Below are 18,247 nucleotides of genomic sequence, written 5' to 3' on the forward strand. Positions count from 1 at the left end.
ACGGCCCTCATGGCGCCACCGCCCCGATCGCCACCCCGCGTGCGGCCAGCAGCCCGACCAGCCGTTCCCAGCCGGCGCCGGGCACCAGGCCGCCCGTAGCCGGGAACTCCACCGCCGGGATGGTCACCGCCAGCCCGGCACCGTCCCCGGCCAGCGTGTGGATCTCGGCCACCCGGCGCCGCCCCGAGCCCGAGTCCCGGACCAGGTGCACCACCACGTCCAGCGCGGCCCGCAGTTGGCTGTGCAGGGCCGGGCGGTCGAGCCCGGCGAGCGAGCCCAGCGCCTCCAGCCGGACCGGCACGTCCGCCGCCGTGTTGGCGTGGACGGTGCCGGCGCCGCCTTCGTGCCCGGTGTTGAGCGCGGCCAGCAGGTCCGACACCTCGGCCCCGCGCACCTCGCCGATCACCAGCCGATCCGGCCGCATTCGCAGCGCCTGCCGGACGAGGTCCCGCAGGGTGAACTCGCCCAGCCCCTCCTGGTTCGGCGGCCTGCTCTGCAGGCGGACCACGTGCGGGTGGGCCGGCCGCAGTTCGGCGGAGTCCTCGGCGACCACGATCCGTTCGTCCGGCCCGACCAGGCCGAGCAGGGCCGCGAGCAGGGTCGTCTTGCCCGAGCCCGTCCCGCCCGAGACCAGCAGCGACAGCCGCGCCCGCACGATGCCGGCCAACAGCTCCGCGCCCTCCGGTGGCAGCGCACCACCCGCCACCAACTCGTCCAGCGTGAACGGGCGGGGCCGCCACACCCGCAGCGAGATGTGCGTGCAGCCGGCCGCGATCGGCGGCAGCACCGCGTGCAGCCTGGTGCCGTCCGGCAGTCGGGCGTCCACCCAGGGCCGGGCGTCGTCCAGGCGCCGCCCGGCCGCGGTGGCCAGCCGGTGGGCCAACCGCCGCACCGCCTCGGTGTCGGCGAACCGGACCCCGGTGGCCCGGTGCAGACCGCCGCCACGGTCGACCCACACCTCGTCCGGACCGTTCACCAGCACGTCCGTGACGTCGGGCGCCGCCAGCAGCCGCTCCAGCGGGCCCGCACCCACCAGTTCGGCGCGCAGCGAGCGCACGGTGTCCAGCACTTCGTCCCCGCCGAGCGGTGGCCGGGTGGCCCGCAGCACGGCCGCGACCGAGCCCGCCGTCGGGGCGGCCCCGGACTCGGCCAGCCGCAGCCGGACCGCGTCCACCAGCTCCGCCGCCCGCTCCTCGCGAGCCGTCCGACCGTACGGGCAGGGCCCGTGTCCGGCCGGGCCCGGCCCGCCGGGCGGCGGCACGCTCCGGAGCGGTCGGTGCTCCCGCGCACCGTCGCCCGGGGCCGGGGCACCGCCCCGCGTTCCTGTCCTGCGCAGACGGACCATCAGTACGCACCTCCTCCGACCGCCGACACCGGCGGCAGCACCTCGTTCAGGAAGCTCGCGCAGAAGCGCGCGAGCGGACCGCCCTCCCGTGTGCCGGGCGGGACGCCCTTCTCGACGTCCTCGGTCAGCCCCGGCTCCGGTTCCAGCTCCCCCGCCAGCTCCAGCCGCAGCCCGCGGGCGATCCGGTGGGCCGGGAGCCCGCCGGCCCGCACCGGCCGGACCACGGCCCGGACGTCCCCGAGCCGCATCCGGGCCGCCGCCGCGACCCGGTCGGCGGCCGCCACGGCGCGCAGCTCGGCCGGGACGACCAGCAGCGCCAGGTCGGACTGCTCCAGCGCCTGCCCGGCGGCCGCGTCCAGGTGGCGCGGCAGGTCGATCACCACCAGCCCGCCGCGCCGCCGGGAGGCGGCCAGCACGCTGCGCATGGCGGCCGGCGGCACCGTGAGGGTGTCGCCGCGGTCCCAGGACAGGCAGGACAGCCCGGAGAGCCGTTTGAGGGCCGGCAGCGCCCTGGCGAGTTCGGCCCCGCTGACCCGCCCGCGCGAACCGGCCAGGTCGGGCCAGCGCAGCCCGCGGGCCGTCTCGCCGCCGAGCAGGACGTCCAGGCCCCCGCCCAGTGGATCGCCGTCGAGGAGCATGGTCCGCCGCCCCGTCCGCGCGGCCGTGACCGCGAGGGCGCAGGCCAGGGTGGAGGCCCCAGCCCCGCCCCGGCCGCCGAGCACCGCGACGGTGACGGCCGGGGAGCCGACGCCTTCGGCCGCGTCCGCGATCCGGTCCAGCAGCCAGGCCTCGGCGTCGGGCAGGAACAGCACGTGTTCGGCGCCGAGTTGGACGGCTCTGACCCACACGCCGGGGTCGTCGAGGTCCAGCCCGAGCAGCAGCACCCCGCTGCGCCGGCCCAGACCGGCGCAGTGCTCCGCCCGGTCGTCCCCGACCAGGACCAGCGGGGCCGCCTCCCACAGCTCGCGCGGCGGCGGCGCACCCCTGATCAGCCGGGGCTCGGTGCCCGCTGCCGCGCAGACCCGCAGCAGGTGCTCGGCCAGGTCCTCGTCCCCGGTGACGACGAGCGGCCCGGTGGCCGCGGGGCCCTCGGCGGTGACATGGGAGGTGATCGGCGTCGACATGGTGTGCTCCCCTCTGCGCCGGCGGCCACCAGGGGCGGCCACGGCGCGCGTCGGACGGTTCCGGCGGACGGCCGCCAGGCAGACCTCTGGGAGAGGAAGGGGGATGAGGCCCTGCCCGGCGACCGCCGCCGACCATCACGGTGGGGGGAGATCCGGATTCCGTCATCCACGTTCCGATTGCCTGTGGATAACTCGGGGGTTGTGGATAAAAACGTTCACCCGGGCGGGGGGCTATTCGTCGAAGAATTGACGAAAGGGGGTCACCGGGGTGAACCGACCGTTCCACCACCCCCCGGCCGACCGCCCTCCGGGCCCCAACACGTCACCCCCGCGCATGCCGCCAGGACGGCCCCGCGCACCCCGCCGGAACGACCTCGCGGAGCCGATCGGAACCGGCCGTGGGCATCCTGCGCGTCATGAGCAAATGGCAACGCAGAGTGACGAAAGGTGGTGGACGGACCGAGCCGTCGACACCACCTGTACACCTCGGGGAGGACCGCGCGGAAGCGTGCGCGAGGGGCGTTCAAGCCCTGAAAATGGCCCCGGACGTGCGACGACCCCCGCCGGGGGGGAGAGCGGGGGTCGTCTATCCACAGCCCGACTCGGGGGGGAGGAGCCGGACCGGGTTAGCACGGTCGCGAACGATCCGTGACTTCCATGGTGTACCCGAGCGGCCAGAAACACAAACCCGCACGCCCACGAGTACGCCGAATGGCGGGGTGTTTTGTGGCTCCCTCTATCCTCGGTTCCCGTGGACACCACCGAGAACGCCGACGACCACGCCGACGAGTCCCAGGGCGACCTCACCGGGCCCGAGGAGCCGGGCGCACCCGCCCGCCCCCGGCCGACCGGCCTGCGGACCGCCGCCTTCTTCGACCTCGACAAGACCATCATCGCCAAGTCGAGCGCACTGGCGTTCAGCCGGCCTTTCTACCAGGGCGGCCTGATCAACCGTCGGGCCGTACTGCGCAGCGCGTACGCCCAGTTCGTCTTCCTGGCCGGCGGCGCGGACCACGACCAGATGGAGAAGATGCGCGAGTACCTCTCCGCGCTCACCCGGGGCTGGAACGTCCAGCAGGTCCGCGAGATCGTCGCCGAGACCCTGCACACCCTGATCGACCCGATCATCTACGACGAGGCCGCCTCACTGATCGAACAGCATCACGCGGCCGGCCGGGACGTGGTGATCGTCAGCAGCTCCGGTTCCGAGGTGGTCGAGCCGATCGGCGAACTGCTGGGCGCGGACCATGTGATCGCGACCCGGTTGAAGGTCGAGGACGGCTGCTACACCGGCGAGATCGAGTACTACGCCTACTCGGAGAACAAGGCCGCGGCGATCCGGGAGTTGGCGAGGACGGAGGGCTACGACCTGGCCGCGTCCTACGCCTACAGCGACTCCTCGACCGACCTGCCGCTGCTGGAGGCGGTCGGCCACCCCTCGGCCGTCAACCCCGACCGCGCGCTGCGCAAGGAGGCGCAGGCCCGGGAGTGGCCGGTGCTGCTCTTCGACCGGCCGGTGCAACTGCGACGGCGGGTGCCGGAGTTCTCCGCGCCCAGCGGTTCGGTGCTGACCGCCGTGGCGGTCGGGACGGCCGCGGTGACCGCCGGGGTCATCTGGTACCTGGCCCACCGGCGCCGCCCAGCCGCCTGAGGCGCCCGCCGGAAGGCCTGGATCCGCGGCGACCCTCCTGCGATCCACCGGAAAGGCCCTGAAACGGGCAGATCGGCACAGACTTCCCGTTTCGGGTTCCCCTTTCGGCCGAAACGCGATACAAAGGAAGCACGGCCCGCGAGACCCGGTCAGGACCGAAGAGGTCAAACCGACAACGCAGTTCAGGCCCCACGGACCGCACGTACAGACATCCGAGCACCCACATGCAGCCGACCCGCTGTCGGGCCGCCGGACCAGACGAACGGGCAGGATCCCCGTCTGATCGGCACTTCCGGTGCATGCTTGGTCACCCGGTTGTCTGCACCAGCGGCGGCACCCAGCAGGATCAGGTGCCGCCGCATCTTCGTGTTTCGCGGCGTTCCCGGCGTGCGCGGCGTGCACCGTCCGCGGCGCACGCAAGGGGTGTGGGGCGCGCGCCGTTCACGGCGCGCGGGTCGCTGCGCCCCCGGCCCGTTCGGGCTCAGGCCATGCCGCGCTGCATCGCCTCGCAGACCGCCGTACTCTCCCGCACCCCCAGCCGCAGCGCCCGCCCGCAGTGGGCGATCCAGGCCGCCATGCCCTCGGGCGTGCCCGCCAGGTAGCCCGCGAGGGCGCGCCGGTAGGTGTCGGTGCCCAGCTCGGCCAGCCCGACCTCGGCGGGGCAGATCGACTTCGGGTCGAGGCCCTCGGCGATCAGCACGATCCGCATGGCGGCCCGCGCGATCAGCCCGTTGTGGCTGCCGAAGGGCCGAAGGGCGAGCAGTTCGCCGTGCACCACCGACGCGACCACCAGGGCCGGCGTGCCCACGCCCTGCCCCTCCGCACGGGCCACCAGCAGCCGGGAGAGCTGGTCCAGCCGGGCCGCGACCTCCTCCGCGTCCGGCGCGGGCGGCAGCACGGGCCGCGGCCCGACCGCGGCCTCGACCTCGACGCTCTCCACCGGTTCGAGCTCCAGCGGGAACAGCTCCTCGGCCCCCTCCCCAGCCCGGCGCGGCCGACCGGCGGCCGGGTCGGCGTCGCCGACCGCGAGCAGGTGCAGCCGTGCCAGCACCTGGAGCGGCGAGTGCCGCCAGACGCTGAGCAGCTGGCCCGCCTCGGCCGTGATCCGCAGGGCCGCGCCGACCGTACGGGCCTCGGCGTCGGCGCTGAAGTCGGTGCGCCGCCGGACCTCCTCCAAGGGCCAGTCGGCCCCGGCCACGGCCGCCGACGCGCGGGCGCCGCGCAGCGCGGACTCGGAGGTGACCTCGGCCGCGCGGCGGCGCATCACCCGGTGGCCGTAGAGCCGGTCGACGGCCTTGCGCACCTCGGCCACCGCGTCGGGCACCCCGGGGAGCTGGGCCAACGGGGCGAGGGGATCTGTTCCAGTGCTCACCTACCCGAGAGTAATGAACGGGCGGCCTCTCCCGGAACAGCAACCCCGCATCACCCGTTAGAGGCAATCCTCACTTCCCTCCCCCGGTGGACCCCAAACCCCGGCTAGCATGGCCACTATCTGAGACGATAACGATTTCCAATTAGGGGGCGCCCCCACCTGCGCACCCCTGAGCACGCGGCCCTCCCCCAGGGCCCAGAGCGAGAGCCGGAGCCCCAGATGAAGATCGCCTTCGTCGGTAAGGGCGGCAGCGGGAAGACCACGCTGTCCGCACTGTTCATCCGCCACCTGGCCGCCATCGGCCGACCGGTGATCGCCGTCGACGCCGACATCAACCAGCACCTCGGCCCCGCACTCGGCCTGACGGATGCCCAGGCGGCCGACCTGCCCTCGCTCGGCGCGCACCTGCCGGAGATCAAGGAGTACCTGCGGGGCAGCAACCCGCTGATCCGTTCGGCCGACGAGATGATCAAAACCACGCCGCCCGGGCGCGGTTCGCGCCTGCTGCGGATCGTCGAGGAGAACCCGGTCTACGCCGCCTGCGCCCGCCCGATCGCCCTCGACGAGGGCTCGGTCCGGCTGCTGGCGACCGGTGCGTTCACCGAGGAGGACCTCGGGGTGGCCTGTTACCACTCCAAGGTCGGCGCGGTGGAACTGCTGCTCAACCACCTGCTGGACGGCCCGGACGAGTACCTGGTCACCGACATGACGGCCGGCTCGGACTCCTTCGCCTCCGGGCTGTTCACCCGCTTCGACCTCACCTTCCTGGTGGCCGAACCCACCCGCAAGGGCGTCTCGGTCTACCGCCAGTACAAGGACTACGCCCGGGACTTCGGCGTGCAGCTCCGGGTGATCGGCAACAAGGTGCAGGGCCCGGACGACCTGGCGTTCCTGCGCCGCGAGGTCGGCGACGACCTGCTCACCACCTTCGGGCAGTCGGACTGGGTACGCCGACTGGAGCAGGGCGCCGAGCCGCCGTTGAAGTCGCTGGAACCGGCCAACCGGGCCGTGTTGGAAGAGCTGCGGACCGAGACCGAAGCGGCGTACGGGCTGCGCGACGAGCACCGCTACACCGAGCAGGCGGTGCTCTTCCACCGGCGCAACGCGGAGAGTTGGGCCAACGCCAAGGTCGGCATCGACCTGGCGACCCAGGTGGACGAGGGCTTCGTCCTCGGCGGAATCCCGAGCGACCTCCCGGGCGGACTCCCGAACGGCCTTCCGAGCGGACTGCCGGCCGGAGCCCCCGTCTGACACCACCGCGCGGCTCCGCGCACGGCACCGCCACCGACCGGACGGGCCGCGGCCTCCCCCTCACCCCGGGGGAGGCCGCGGCCCGTTCGCCGTTCCGACCCCACCCCAGCCGACCGTCCAGGACCGCCCCGGGAGCGCCCAGGGGCCGCCCCGAGCCTCCCACCAGCAGATTCCCGTCCGTTCGAACACCACCCAATGGAGTGAACCAGCGATTTTCCGCTTCCCTCCGAGAACGACGCTGTGCAAAGCTTTCATTACCCTCGGTTTACCGAGTCTTGATGGCCCGTCCCGACGGCCCTCGGCGAGACATCCCGCACCTCGCCCTGGCCCCTGGCGGGCCCCGATGGTCGACGCCGGCCGGTGACACCCGCATTCCCCGCCGCGCCCACGCCATCCCGCCACACCGTCGCGACCCACGACAGCCGATCCGCCCCGGAGCCCCACCCCGGACTCACCACCGGACCTGACTGCGTTCGTTCCCCCGGACAGACGGGAAGACCATGACCCTCGACATCTCCAGCGCACCCATCGCCTCCGACACCACCGACCACGCGCCACCCGGCCCCGGCTCCCGGGCCCGGTGGGCCCAGGACCTCTCCGCCTCCGTGGTGGTCTTCCTGATCGCCGTGCCGTTCTCCCTCGGCATCGCGCTCGCCACCGGCGCCCCGCTCACCGCCGGGCTGGCGGCCGCGGCCGTGGGCGGCATCGTGGTCGGGCTGTGCGGCGGCACCCCGCTCATGGTCAGCGGCCCCTCAGCCGCACTGACCGTGATCACCGCCGGGCTCATCGCCCAGTACGGCTGGCGGGCCACCTGCGCCATCACCCTCGCCGCCGGACTGCTCCAACTCCTGCTCGGCGCACGCCGGGTGGCCCGGACGGCACTCGCGGTCTCACCCGCGATCGTGCACGGCATGCTGGCCGGGGTCGGGCTGACCATCGCCATCGCCCAGCTGCACGTCGTCCTCGGCGGCTCCCCGCAGAGCTCGGCGTTCGCCAACCTGCTCGCGCTGCCGGGGCAGTTGGCCGGTCCGCACCCACCCGCCCTGCTGGCCGGCTCGGTGACCGTGGCCGTGCTGCTGGGCTGGCCCAGGCTCGACCGACTCCCGGGCCGCGCAGGCGAGTTCGGTGCCCGCCTGACCAAGGTGCCCGGCCCGCTGGCCGCCGTGGCCGTCGCCACCGCACTCGCCCTCGCCCTGGACCTGCAGCTCGCCCACATCGAACTGCCCGCCTGGCAGCCGCACTCCCTGGTGCCCGCGCTGCCGCACGGTTCGCTCGCCGGGGTGCTCGCCGCCGTCCTGACCGTCACCGCCGTCGCGAGCGTGGAGTCGCTGCTGTCCGCCGTGGCGGTGGACCGGATGTCCCAGCGCACCGGCGACCTCGACCGCGAGCTGCGCGGGCAGGGCCTCGCCAACCTGGTCAGCGGGCTGGTCGGCGGACTGCCGATCGCCGGCGGCGCCGTCCGCAGCACGGCCAACGTCCGGGCCGGCGGGCAGAGCCGATGGGCCTCGGTCATGCACGGAGCCTGGGTGCTCGTGGCCGCACTGGCGCTGACCGGTGGGCTGCGCCGGATCCCGCTGGCCGCACTGGCCGCGCTGGTGCTGGTGGTCGGGCTGCAGATGGTGAGCTTCGCGCACATCCGCAACGTGCACCGGCACCGCGAGTTCCCGGTCTACCTGACCACCCTGCTCGCCGTGGTGGCCTTCGGCGTGCTGTGGGGCGTCGGCCTCGGTGCCGCCACCGCCGTCCTGCTCGCGCTCTACCGGCTCACCCGGGCCCATGTGGACGTCGCGACCGGCCCCGACGGCTCGGTCACCGTCCAGACCCACGGTCCGCTCACCTTCACCGCCGTCCCCCGGCTGAGCCGGGCGCTGGCCGGGATCCCCGCGGGCGCCGAGGTCACCGTGGTGCACGACGGCTCCTTCCTGGACCACGCCGCCTACGAGACACTGCACGACTGGCGGACGGGGCACCAGGCCGCGGGCGGCCAGGTCTCGCTGGTGACGCGGCGCCAGGACGACGAGGTGCTCGACCCCGACGGCACCGTCCGCGCGGGCAGTTCACCGGGCCCGCACCGCTGCCGGGCCTGGACGCCCTGGGGCGGCCACCACTGCATCGAGCAGCAGGAGGACCCGCACGGCCGGCTGCTGGACGGCGTCCGGGTGTTCCAGCAGCACACCGCTCCGCTGGTCAGGCCCGAACTCGCCCGACTGGCCCGGGAAGGGCAGACGCCGTCCCAGCTCTTCCTGACCTGCGCGGACTCCCGGATGGTGACCAGCATGATCACCAACAGCGGGCCGGGCGACCTCTTCACCGTCCGGAACGTCGGCAACCTGGTGCCGGCCCCGTTCGAGCCCGGGGCGGCCGACGACTCGGTGGCCGCCGCGGTGCAGTACGCGGTCGAGGCGCTGGAGGTGCGCTCGATCACGATCTGCGGCCACTCCGGCTGCGGCGCGATGAAAGCCCTGCTGGACGGCGTGCACGAGCGCCCCGGGTCACCCACCCCGCTGACCCGATGGCTGCGCAACGGCCGCGGCTCGCTGGACCGGCTCCGACGGGCCCCGGCCGAGTTCGCCGACCGGCCGGTCGTGGACCTCGCGGAGCAGCTCTGCATCACCAACGTGGTGCAGCAGTTGGACCAGCTGATGGCGAACCCCGCGGTGGAGCGCCGGGTCGAGGAGGGCACCCTGCGCCTGGTCGGGATGTACTTCGACTTCGCCACCGCCCAGGCCTACGTCCTGGACCGCGCCGCCGGGACGTTCAGCCCGGTCGAGGCCCGGCCGGACGGCGATTCTGCCGAACGGGTGAGGAACGACGCCCGGATTGCAGCCGCCGGCAGCGAGGAGGGGCCCCAGCTGGCCGCCTGAGAGCCGGGCCCGTGTCTCCCGCCGGGCGGGCCGGGACACGGGCCCTCCGGCCGCCGCGCGGCCTGCCGCCTCCGGGCGGCGGGCCGCGCGGAGGTCGCGCCGTGGTCGGGCAGTGGTCGGGCCAGGGCCGAGCGGCGGTCGAGCCGGGGTCGTCGCCGTGACCATCACCATGACCGTCATCGACAGTCATCGCCGCCGTGACCGGCACCATGATCACCACCGTGACCGGAACCACAGTCGTGCGATCGTCGTACGACGATCGGCCCACCGTACGGCCGAATCGGCGATCGACCGTTCGACGATCGGTCAAAGGTCTACACCAATTGCAGGGAGCCTCTTGTCAACTGGCCCATTCGCCTGGTGAGCTGTGCGCTGGGACACACGGGACAATCCCCACCCGCGGGATCGCCCCAGATCATGACTCGATGAGGAGTGCGCGTTGAGCAACGAGAGCCTGGCCAACCTGCTCAAGGAGGAGCGGCGTTTCGCCCCGCCGGCAGAGCTCGCCGCAGCGGCCAACGTCACCGCGGCCGCGTACGCCCAGGCCTCCGAGGACCGTCTGGGCTTCTGGGCCGAGCAGGCCCGCCGCCTGAGCTGGGCGGTCGAGCCGACCGAGACGCTCGACTGGTCCAACCCGCCCTTCGCCAAGTGGTTCGCCGACGGCAAGCTCAACGTGGCCTACAACTGCGTTGACCGCCACGTCGAGAACGGCCTCGGCGACCGGGTCGCCATCCACTTCGAGGGCGAGCCCGGCGACAGCCGCTCGATCACCTACGCCCAGCTCAAGGACGAGGTCTCGCAGGCCGCCAACGCGCTGCTGGAGCTCGGCGTCCGCAAGGGCGACCGGGTCGCCGTCTACCTCCCGATGATCGCCGAGGCGGTCGTCGCGATGCTCGCCTGCGCCCGGATCGGCGCCACCCACTCGGTGGTCTTCGGCGGCTTCTCCGCCGACGCCGTCGCCTCCCGCATCCAGGACGCCCAGGCCAAGCTCGTCATCACCGCCGACGGCGGCTATCGCCGGGGCAAGGCCTCCGCGCTCAAGCCGGCCATCGACGAGGCGCTCACCAAGGTCGACGGCGTCGAGCACGTCCTGGTGATCCGCCGCACCGAGCAGGAGATCGCCTGGACCGAGGGCCGCGACGTCTGGTGGCACGAGATCACGGCGCGTCAGTCCACCGAGCACGCCCCCGAGGCGCACGACGCCGAGCACCCGCTGTTCATCCTCTACACCTCGGGCACCACCGGTAAGCCCAAGGGCATCCTGCACACCTCGGGCGGCTACCTCACCCAGGCCAGCTACACCCACCACGCGGTCTTCGACCTCAAGCCGGAGACCGACGTCTACTGGTGCACCGCCGACATCGGCTGGGTCACCGGCCACTCGTACATCGTCTACGGCCCGCTCTCCAACGGCGCCACCCAGGTCATCTACGAGGGCACCCCGGACACCCCGCACCAGGGGCGGTTCTGGGAGATCGTCCAGAAGTACGGCGTGACGATCCTCTACACCGCGCCGACCGCGATCCGCACCTTCATGAAGTGGGGCGACGACATCCCCGCGAAGTTCGACCTGTCCTCGCTGCGGGTGCTGGGCAGCGTCGGCGAGCCGATCAACCCCGAGGCGTGGGTCTGGTACCGCGAGCACATCGGCGGCGGCAAGGCGCCCATCGTCGACACCTGGTGGCAGACCGAGACCGGCGCCATGATGATCAGCCCGCTGCCGGGCGTCACCGAGACCAAGCCGGGCTCGGCCCAGCGCGCCCTGCCGGGCATCGCGGCCACCGTGGTGGACGACGAGGCCAACGAGGTCCCGAACGGCTCCGGCGGCTACCTGGTGCTCACCGAGCCGTGGCCGTCCATGCTCCGCACCATCTGGGGCGACGACCAGCGCTACATCGACACCTACTGGTCGCGCTTCGAGGGCCGCTACTTCGCCGGTGACGGCGCCAAGAAGGACGAGGACGGCGACATCTGGCTGCTCGGCCGGGTGGACGACGTCATGCTGGTCTCGGGCCACAACATCTCCACCACCGAGGTCGAGTCGGCCCTGGTCGGCCACCCGTCCGTGGCGGAGTCCGCCGTGGTGGGCGCCGCCGACCCCACCACCGGCCAGGCCATCGTCGCGTTCGTGATCCTGCGCGGCGGCGCCACCGAGAGCCCCGAGCTGGTCGAGGAGCTGCGCGCCCACGTCGGCCGCACGCTCGGCCCGATCGCCAAGCCGAAGCAGATCAAGGTCGTCGGCGAGCTGCCGAAGACCCGTTCCGGCAAGATCATGCGCCGTCTGCTGCGCGACATCGCCGAGGGCCGCGAGGTCGGTGACACCACCACCCTCGCCGACAGCACGGTGATGAGCCAGATCCAGGCCCAGCTGCCGCCGCACGGCAACGGCAACAACGGCTGATCGAGGCGTCAGAAGCCTTTCAGAAGCCTTACGGAGCGGGGCCCCGGGCGGTGAACACCACCCGGGGCCCCGCTCCGTCACGCCGTCATGCCGTACGGGGCTCACCCCTCCGCCGCTGCGGCACCGGCCAGGGTGCGCAGGGTCTCGTACGCGCCCTGGACCATGCCCCGGCCGCGCAGGGCCCGCACTCCCGTCCCTGCTCCGACCAGCACCGCCAACCCGACCTGGGCCTGCGGACTGAACCCGACGAAGGCGCTGAACCCCCGGGTCGACCCGGCCTGGAAGACCAGTTCCTCAGCGCCCTCCCCCTCCCCCTCAGCGCCCTCCCCCTCGGCCGGCACCCCCACCGCGCCGACCGCCGCACCGCCGTCACCGTCCGCGCCGCCCCCGCCCGGCCCGCCGCCCGGCCCACCGCCCGGCCCCCACTGGTTCCAGCCCAGGCAGAGCCGAGTACCGCCCCGGAGCCGCCCCACCCTCGGCCGACGGACCTCGCCGAGCGCCGTGCGCAGCGCCGCCGCGTCGGCCCGCCCGGGCAGCAGGACGGCGTCCAGTGACAGGTGCGCCTGGAGGTAGCGGAGCAGGTCGTCCGCGGTGGAGCGCAGGGCCGAGGCTCCCGGCAGGGCGGGCAGCCGGAAGGACGGCACCCACCGGCCGCGCCGGTATCCGCTGACGTCCTCCCGGCCGGGGCCGCTGGAGGTGTCCACCAGGCCGAGCGGCCCGCAGATCCGGGCGGCCAGCAGGTCGTCGTAGCGCTGTCCGGCCGCGTTGGCCAGCAGCAGTCCGAGCAGCCCGGAGCCGAGGTTGGAGTACCGCACCTGGGTCCCCGGGGTGCCCCGGACGGGGGTCCGTGACAGTGCGTCGAGCAGGTGGGTCGGCCCGAACGTGGCATACGGGCGGGTGTACCACCGGGGTGCCGCGGCCGGCAGCAGGCCGACCGGAAGTCGGGGCAGGCCGGAGGTGTGGGTGGCCAGGTGGAGCAGGGTGATCGGCCGCTCGTGCGGGTAGCCGGGGACGGCGTTCGCGGGGAGGTAACGGTCGATCGGGTCGTCGTAGCGGACCTCGCCGCGGGCGGCCATCTCGGCGAGCAGCAGTCCGGTGAAGGTCTTGGTCACGGACCCGAGCTCGAAGCGGGTGTCGGCGCGGACCGGGTGGCGGCCGGAGCGGTCGGAGTGCCCCCGGCAGGCGACTGTCCGCTCGTCGCCGCGGATCACCACGACGGCGACGCCGCCGTCCGGTCCTGCGGAGCGGAACAGCGGACGGAGCAGCCGCTCGAGGTCCGCCGGGATGTCCTCGGCGGCCTCCGCACGGAACTCCGGGTCGTCCGGGCGGAGCACCCGGCCGGCGCACCGGTCGGCGTCGGCGGGCTCCCCGGATAAGAGGGGTGGTTGGGGCAGGGTGGTGCCGCCACGGGGCATGGTCGTGCCTCCAGCAGGAACAGCGGGAACAGGAGGAACAGCAGGAAGGGCAGGAAGAGCAGGAACGGAAGGGGGCGCGCACCGGCCCGGATCGGGCAGGCGCCTGCGATCGACCTTAGGGAGCCGTTCACCCGACTGCACTCGGCCTGGGCCGTTCGGGTACCGGTCCATTGCTCCTCGGGAGTGCAGAAGCGGCCCGCAGGGCTTAAGTCCTTTACTAGGACAATCCGGATGTCACCCGAACGTCCCGTTAGACTGTTAAGGACGCATCAAGGCCCTTGACAGGATCCGCGGGGCGTCACAGGGCGCGCCGGGAAGTCTGGTCGGCAACTGCACCACCCGTGCATCCGTTTGCCGCTCCCAGCCCCAGGAGGTCCCCGTGACCGACCAGCCGCCCGCCCACGAGCCGACGACCCGCCGCCGGCAGTTCCTCGGCCGGCTGTCACTGCCCGAGCGCACCTTCGTCACCGACGCCCTGCGCACCGAGACGGTCGGCGGCATGCTGCTGCTGGCCGCCGCCGTGGTCGCACTGATCTGGGCCAACGTCTGGCCGAACGCGTACGAGAGCGTGCTCGACCACCGGATCGGCCCCTCCGCCCCGCTCCACCTCGACCTCACCCTGGCCAACTGGGCCAAGGACGGCCTGCTGACGGTCTTCTTCTTCGTGGCCGGAATCGAGCTCAAGCGCGAGTTCGTCGCGGGCGAGCTGCGCACCCCGAGCGCGGCGCTGCTGCCGGTGATCGCCGCCGTCTGCGGCGTCGCGCTGCCCGCGATCCTGTTCGCCCTGGTCAACTCCGGCAGCGGCGGCCACCCCGGCGGCTGGGCCATCCCGACCGCCACCGACATCGCCTTCGCCCTCGGGGTGCTGGCCGTGGTCGGCAGTCACCTGCCCTCCGCGCTGCGCGCGTTCCTGCTGACCCTGGCCGTGGTCGACGACCTGATCGCGATCCTGATCATCGCGGTCTTCTACAGCTCCGGGATCAAGTTCTGGGCACTCGGCCTGGCCTTCGCCGGCCTGGTGCTGTTCTGGTTCCTGCACCGGCGCGGGGTGAAGGGCTGGTACCTGTTCGTGCCGCTGGCTCTCGTGATCTGGGCGCTGATGCACGAGAGCGGCATCCACGCCACGGTCGCCGGCGTCGCGATGGGCCTGATGCTGCGCTGCCACCGCGAGGGCGACGAGCGGCACTCCCCCGGCGAGCACATCGAGCACCTGGTCCGCCCGCTCTCGGCCGGACTGGCCGTCCCGGTGTTCGCGCTGTTCGCGGCCGGGGTGACGATCTCCGGCCCGGCACTGCGCGAGGTGTTCACCCAGGCCGCCCCGCTCGGCATCGTGATCGGCCTGCTGGTCGGCAAGACGGTGGGCATATTCGGCGGCACCTGGCTAGCCGCCCGGTTCACCCGGGCCGAGCTGAACCCCCAGCTCAAGTGGGCCGACCTGTTCGCCGTCTCGGTGCTCGCCGGGATCGGCTTCACCGTCTCGCTGCTGATCAGCGAACTGGCGTTCCCGGACGACCTGGCGCTGGCCGACCGCTCCAAGACGGCCGTCCTGGTCGGCTCGCTGCTCTGCGCGGTGGTCGCCACCGCGCTGCTCAAGCTGCGCAACCGGCACTACCGCGCCCTGTGCGAGGAGGAGGACCGGGACGAGGACGGCGACGGCATCCCGGACGTCTACCAGCAGGACGACCCGGCCTGGCGGGCCCGTACCGCCGACCCGGCGACGCTCGCCGAGGCACCCCGGCCCCTGCCGGGCGAAGGCCCCGGTACCGACCGCTGAGCCCCGCCGGCTCGGCGGCCAACGCGTCGAGCCCCGCCAACGGACCCCGCCGAACCCCACCGAGGGACCCCGCACCGCACCCCGCAGCCGCCTTCCGAAGCCCGGACACGTCCCTCCGGCGGGGCCCCGGAGTGGTGTCCGACTGACCGGTAGGGGCATGATTCTGAGCTGTCGACACACCACTGACGCCTCCGGACCCCCCACCGGCCCCGGAAACCGCGCACCGCGACGGCGTCACGCCGCAACAGCCGCAGAGGAGAACCGCTGATGCCCACAGGAGCCGCAGACCCGTCCAGCAACGGCCGGGCGCCCTACGAGGGCGAGCGTTCGGTGGGGCAGCTGTTCGCGGCGGCCACCGCCGACCTGAGCGCCCTCGTCCACGACGAGATCGCGCTCGCCAAGTCCGAGATCAAGGCAGACGTCAAGCGCGGCGTCTCCGGCGGTGTCTCGGTCGCCGTCGCCGCCGTAGTGCTCCTGTTCTCCGTCCCGATGCTGAGCGCCGCGTTCGCCTTCGGCATCCACGCACTGGGTCTGTCGCTCGGCTGGTCCTTCCTCATCGTGGCGGGCGCCTACTGGGTGCTGGCCGCCATCCTCTTCGTGCTGGCGCGGCGCTTCTTCAAGAAGATCCAGAAGCCGGAGCGCACCATCGAGGGCGTCCAGCGGACCGCCGAGGTGCTGAAGAACGCCCGGCCGCGCCCGGCCACCCAGGAGGAGATCGACCGGGGCCTGGGCCGCATCCCGTAGCCGACCCCGCCCGTACGTGCCCGGACCCGCCCGCAGCGAGTGCCGGGCACGTGTCCTTCGCACGGATGTGACACGCTCTCGGTATGCCGCTCGACCAGAAGCCCGTTCCCGCGCAGCCGTCCGCCGTCTCCGGCCCCGCCTCGGGCCCCGGGGCCGGCCCGGAGGCCGGCGGGGGCGCCGCCGTCCCCGGACGGTCCGACGACGCCGCTGCCGGGGCGTGGAGCATCCGGCAGTCCGGTCCGTGGACGCACCGCGACCTGGCGGCCAACGGTGCCCGTTTCCACATCACCGAGCTGGGCTCCGGCCCGCTGGTGCTGCTGGTGCACGGCTGGCCCGAGTACTGGTGGGCCTGGCGCCACCAGCTGACCGCGCTGGCCGAGGCCGGCTACCGCGCCGTGGCGCTCGACCTGCGCGGCATCGGCGGCAGCGACCGCACCCCGCGCGGCTACGACCCGGGCAACCTCGCCCTGGACATCACCGGGGTGATCCGCTCGCTCGGCGAGCGCCGCGCGCACCTGGTGGGGCACGCCTCCGGCGGCACCCTGGCCTGGGTGGCGGCGGTGATGCGCCCCTCGGTGATCCAGAGCCTCACCGTGGTCTCCGCGGCGCACCCCCGGGACCTGCGCCGGGCGCTGCTGACGGACCGCAAGCAGATCGCCGCCTTCGACCACGTCCTGGGCTTCCAGCGGCCGTGGATACCGGAACGCCGCCTGGTCGCCGACGACGCGGCGCTGGTGGGCCGCTACCTGGACGAGTGGACCGGGCCGAACAAGCTGGACGGAGCGTCGGTGCACGCGTACCGGCAGGCGATCCAGATCCCCAGCACCGCGCACTGCTCGATCGAGCCCTACCGCTGGCTGCTGCGCTCGATGGCCCGGCCGGACGGCATCCAGTTCGCCCGTCGGATGAAGAAGCCGATCACCGCGCCGACCCTGCACGTCCAGGGCGCCGCGGACCCGGTGCTGCTGTCGCACACCGCGCTGGGCGGCGGCGAGTACGTGGCGGCGCCGTACCGCTGGCGGCTGCTGCCGGGGGTCGGGCACTTCCCGCACGAGGAGGCTCCGGAGGAGTTCACCGCGGAGCTGCTGGACTGGGTCGGTCGCCACAAGGAGTGACGGCGGGAGGGCCCTTCCCAGGACTCCCGGAAGGGGCCGAAAGTCCCAACTCCCTTGATGTTACGCTCATATGACATGCGCATGGGCCAGGTTCGGCGCACCAGAGGCGGTTACTCCCTCCGGCCCAGGGGCATCCATTCCGGTATGACCTGGATGCCCGATCGCGACGACGCCCCGCGCGGCCGACGCCACAACAGTCCCCAGCGCCCCGCACACCTCCCCGACTGGGCGGAGGACCTCGGCTTCGAGGGCCTCGACCGCCGCCAGCGCGGGGCGCAGCGGCAGATGGGCATCCCGCGGATCCTCGGCCGGCGCGCCCGCTGGGTGGGCGCACGGCTGCGGCGCGAGACCTGAGGCCCCGCGCCGCTCCGGCCTGACGTACGACGTCCGGGCGGCCGGTCAGTTCCGCACGGAGGTCGTACGGCGGCCGGTCAGTTCACGATCTGCGGTGACAGCGCCGTGAACCAGAGCAGCACGAAGGTCGCCACCGACATGATCGGCACCAGCACCTTGGTCTCGACGTTGTTGCCGCTGCGCTTGATCAGCACGATCTCGTAGCGCTCCTTGTGCGGCCACAGCAGCGGCGCGCCCTTCTTGGTCAGGCAGTCGCCCAGCAGGTGCGCCAGCGTGCCCAGCCCGACGGCGTACGGCAGCCAGCCGGGCGCGTTGGGCATCCAGGTGTTCATCCCGAAGGTGCCGAGCGCGGCCAGGCCTATGACGGTGATCCACGCCTCCGGGCCGCTGCTCGGCGGGCAGAGCCGCAGCGCCTTTATCGCCAGTGCCAGGAGGAAGAACGTCACCGTGAGGGTGAAGTAGCGACCCAGGAAGGTGACGCCGGCCCAGGTGCCGCCGCCCATCAGCGCGACGAACAGCAGCGAGTGGGTGGCGTGCCGGTGCCCGCCGGAGGCCCAGGCCACGAAGCGGCAGAGCGCCTTGGAGAGCGGGCCGAGGAAGTTGGCGATCGAACCGTCGTGGTGGTCGAGGTCCGGCAGCAGTGCCGCGCCCGCGCACAGCACCGTGCCCATCAGTATGTCCGCCGGCTGGAGCGTGGTGTGCAGCAGCAGCGGGGGCAGGAAGGGGGCGGAGGCCGCGTACAGCATCGCCCCACTCACCGCGTGCGAATGACCCATCATCGGACTACCACGACCTCCCGTTGACTCACTCCGGGACGGCAACCCGGTTGAGCCGAAC

The 18,247-nt window shown here is 73.3% G+C and carries 13 protein-coding genes; 8 read left to right on the top strand and 5 right to left on the bottom strand.

All coding sequences use genetic code 11. From position 1 onward, the window contains the following. Positions 1-7: 7 nt before the first annotated feature. Together AB0F71_RS02640 and ssd are read right to left on the bottom strand one after the other, a co-directional pair. Positions 8-1,345 carry a TadA family conjugal transfer-associated ATPase gene (locus AB0F71_RS02640; protein WP_360226977.1) on the bottom strand — a complete coding sequence of 446 codons (1,338 nt, stop codon included), beginning with the start codon at positions 1,343-1,345 and terminating at the stop codon, positions 8-10. Beyond that, a complete protein-coding gene (gene ssd, locus AB0F71_RS02645; protein WP_360226980.1) occupies positions 1,345-2,469 on the bottom strand; it encodes a septum site-determining protein Ssd in 1,125 nt (374 codons plus the stop codon). The genes AB0F71_RS02640 and ssd overlap by 1 nt, the downstream gene beginning before the upstream one ends. A gap of 853 nt (positions 2,470-3,322) precedes the next feature. Here ssd and AB0F71_RS02650 point away from each other — a divergent pair. Beyond that, complete coding sequence (locus tag AB0F71_RS02650; RefSeq protein WP_360227694.1) at positions 3,323-4,120, top strand: HAD-IB family hydrolase; 798 nt, start codon at positions 3,323-3,325, stop codon at positions 4,118-4,120. A gap of 481 nt (positions 4,121-4,601) precedes the next feature. On the opposite strand, the gene AB0F71_RS02655 is transcribed toward AB0F71_RS02650, so the two are convergent. Then, positions 4,602-5,492, bottom strand: coding sequence for an oxidoreductase (locus AB0F71_RS02655; protein ID WP_360226983.1), 891 nt, complete (start codon positions 5,490-5,492; stop codon positions 4,602-4,604). A 219-nt stretch (positions 5,493-5,711) separates the two neighbouring features. Between AB0F71_RS02655 and AB0F71_RS02660 the strand changes: the two genes are divergently transcribed. The 3 genes from AB0F71_RS02660 to acs all read left to right on the top strand — a co-directional run bounded on the left by AB0F71_RS02660 (position 5,712) and on the right by acs (position 12,008). After that, entirely contained in the window at positions 5,712-6,743 is a 1,032-nt protein-coding gene (locus AB0F71_RS02660; RefSeq protein WP_360226986.1) for an ATP-binding protein, read from the top strand. 500 nt (positions 6,744-7,243) lie between these two features. Then, positions 7,244-9,607 carry a SulP family inorganic anion transporter gene (locus AB0F71_RS02665; RefSeq protein WP_360226989.1) on the top strand — a complete coding sequence of 788 codons (2,364 nt, stop codon included), beginning with the start codon at positions 7,244-7,246 and terminating at the stop codon, positions 9,605-9,607. A 439-nt stretch (positions 9,608-10,046) separates the two neighbouring features. Further along, positions 10,047-12,008 (top strand): acetate--CoA ligase, encoded by a 1,962-nt coding sequence (gene acs, locus AB0F71_RS02670; protein ID WP_360226992.1) that lies wholly within the window; start codon positions 10,047-10,049, stop codon positions 12,006-12,008. Positions 12,009-12,109: 101 nt separating this feature from the next. Here acs and AB0F71_RS02675 read toward each other — a convergent pair whose 3' ends face one another. After that, a complete protein-coding gene (locus AB0F71_RS02675) occupies positions 12,110-13,423 on the bottom strand; it encodes a serine hydrolase domain-containing protein (protein ID WP_360226994.1) in 1,314 nt (437 codons plus the stop codon). Positions 13,424-13,802: 379 nt separating this feature from the next. Between AB0F71_RS02675 and nhaA the strand changes: the two genes are divergently transcribed. The 4 genes from nhaA to AB0F71_RS02695 all read left to right on the top strand — a co-directional run bounded on the left by nhaA (position 13,803) and on the right by AB0F71_RS02695 (position 17,410). Beyond that, a complete protein-coding gene (gene nhaA / locus AB0F71_RS02680; RefSeq protein WP_360226996.1) occupies positions 13,803-15,197 on the top strand; it encodes a Na+/H+ antiporter NhaA in 1,395 nt (464 codons plus the stop codon). 267 nt (positions 15,198-15,464) lie between these two features. After that, a complete protein-coding gene (locus tag AB0F71_RS02685) occupies positions 15,465-15,941 on the top strand; it encodes a phage holin family protein (RefSeq protein ID WP_360226998.1) in 477 nt (158 codons plus the stop codon). Positions 15,942-16,024: 83 nt separating this feature from the next. Further along, positions 16,025-17,056 carry an alpha/beta hydrolase gene (locus AB0F71_RS02690; RefSeq protein WP_360227001.1) on the top strand — a complete coding sequence of 344 codons (1,032 nt, stop codon included), beginning with the start codon at positions 16,025-16,027 and terminating at the stop codon, positions 17,054-17,056. 144 nt (positions 17,057-17,200) lie between these two features. Then, positions 17,201-17,410: a hypothetical protein gene (locus AB0F71_RS02695; RefSeq protein ID WP_360227004.1), complete on the top strand. Its 210-nt coding sequence runs from the start codon at positions 17,201-17,203 to the stop codon at positions 17,408-17,410. 77 nt (positions 17,411-17,487) lie between these two features. Here the strand turns inward: AB0F71_RS02695 and AB0F71_RS02700 are convergent, their stop codons facing one another. Beyond that, on the bottom strand, positions 17,488-18,189 hold the full coding sequence (locus tag AB0F71_RS02700; RefSeq protein WP_360227007.1) for a metal-dependent hydrolase: 702 nt from the start codon (positions 18,187-18,189) through the stop codon (positions 17,488-17,490). Positions 18,190-18,247: the final 58 nt, after the last annotated feature.

Origin of the sequence: Kitasatospora sp. NPDC028055 (assembly GCF_040637885.1) — a bacterium.
Lineage (GTDB): Bacteria > Actinomycetota > Actinomycetes > Streptomycetales > Streptomycetaceae > Kitasatospora.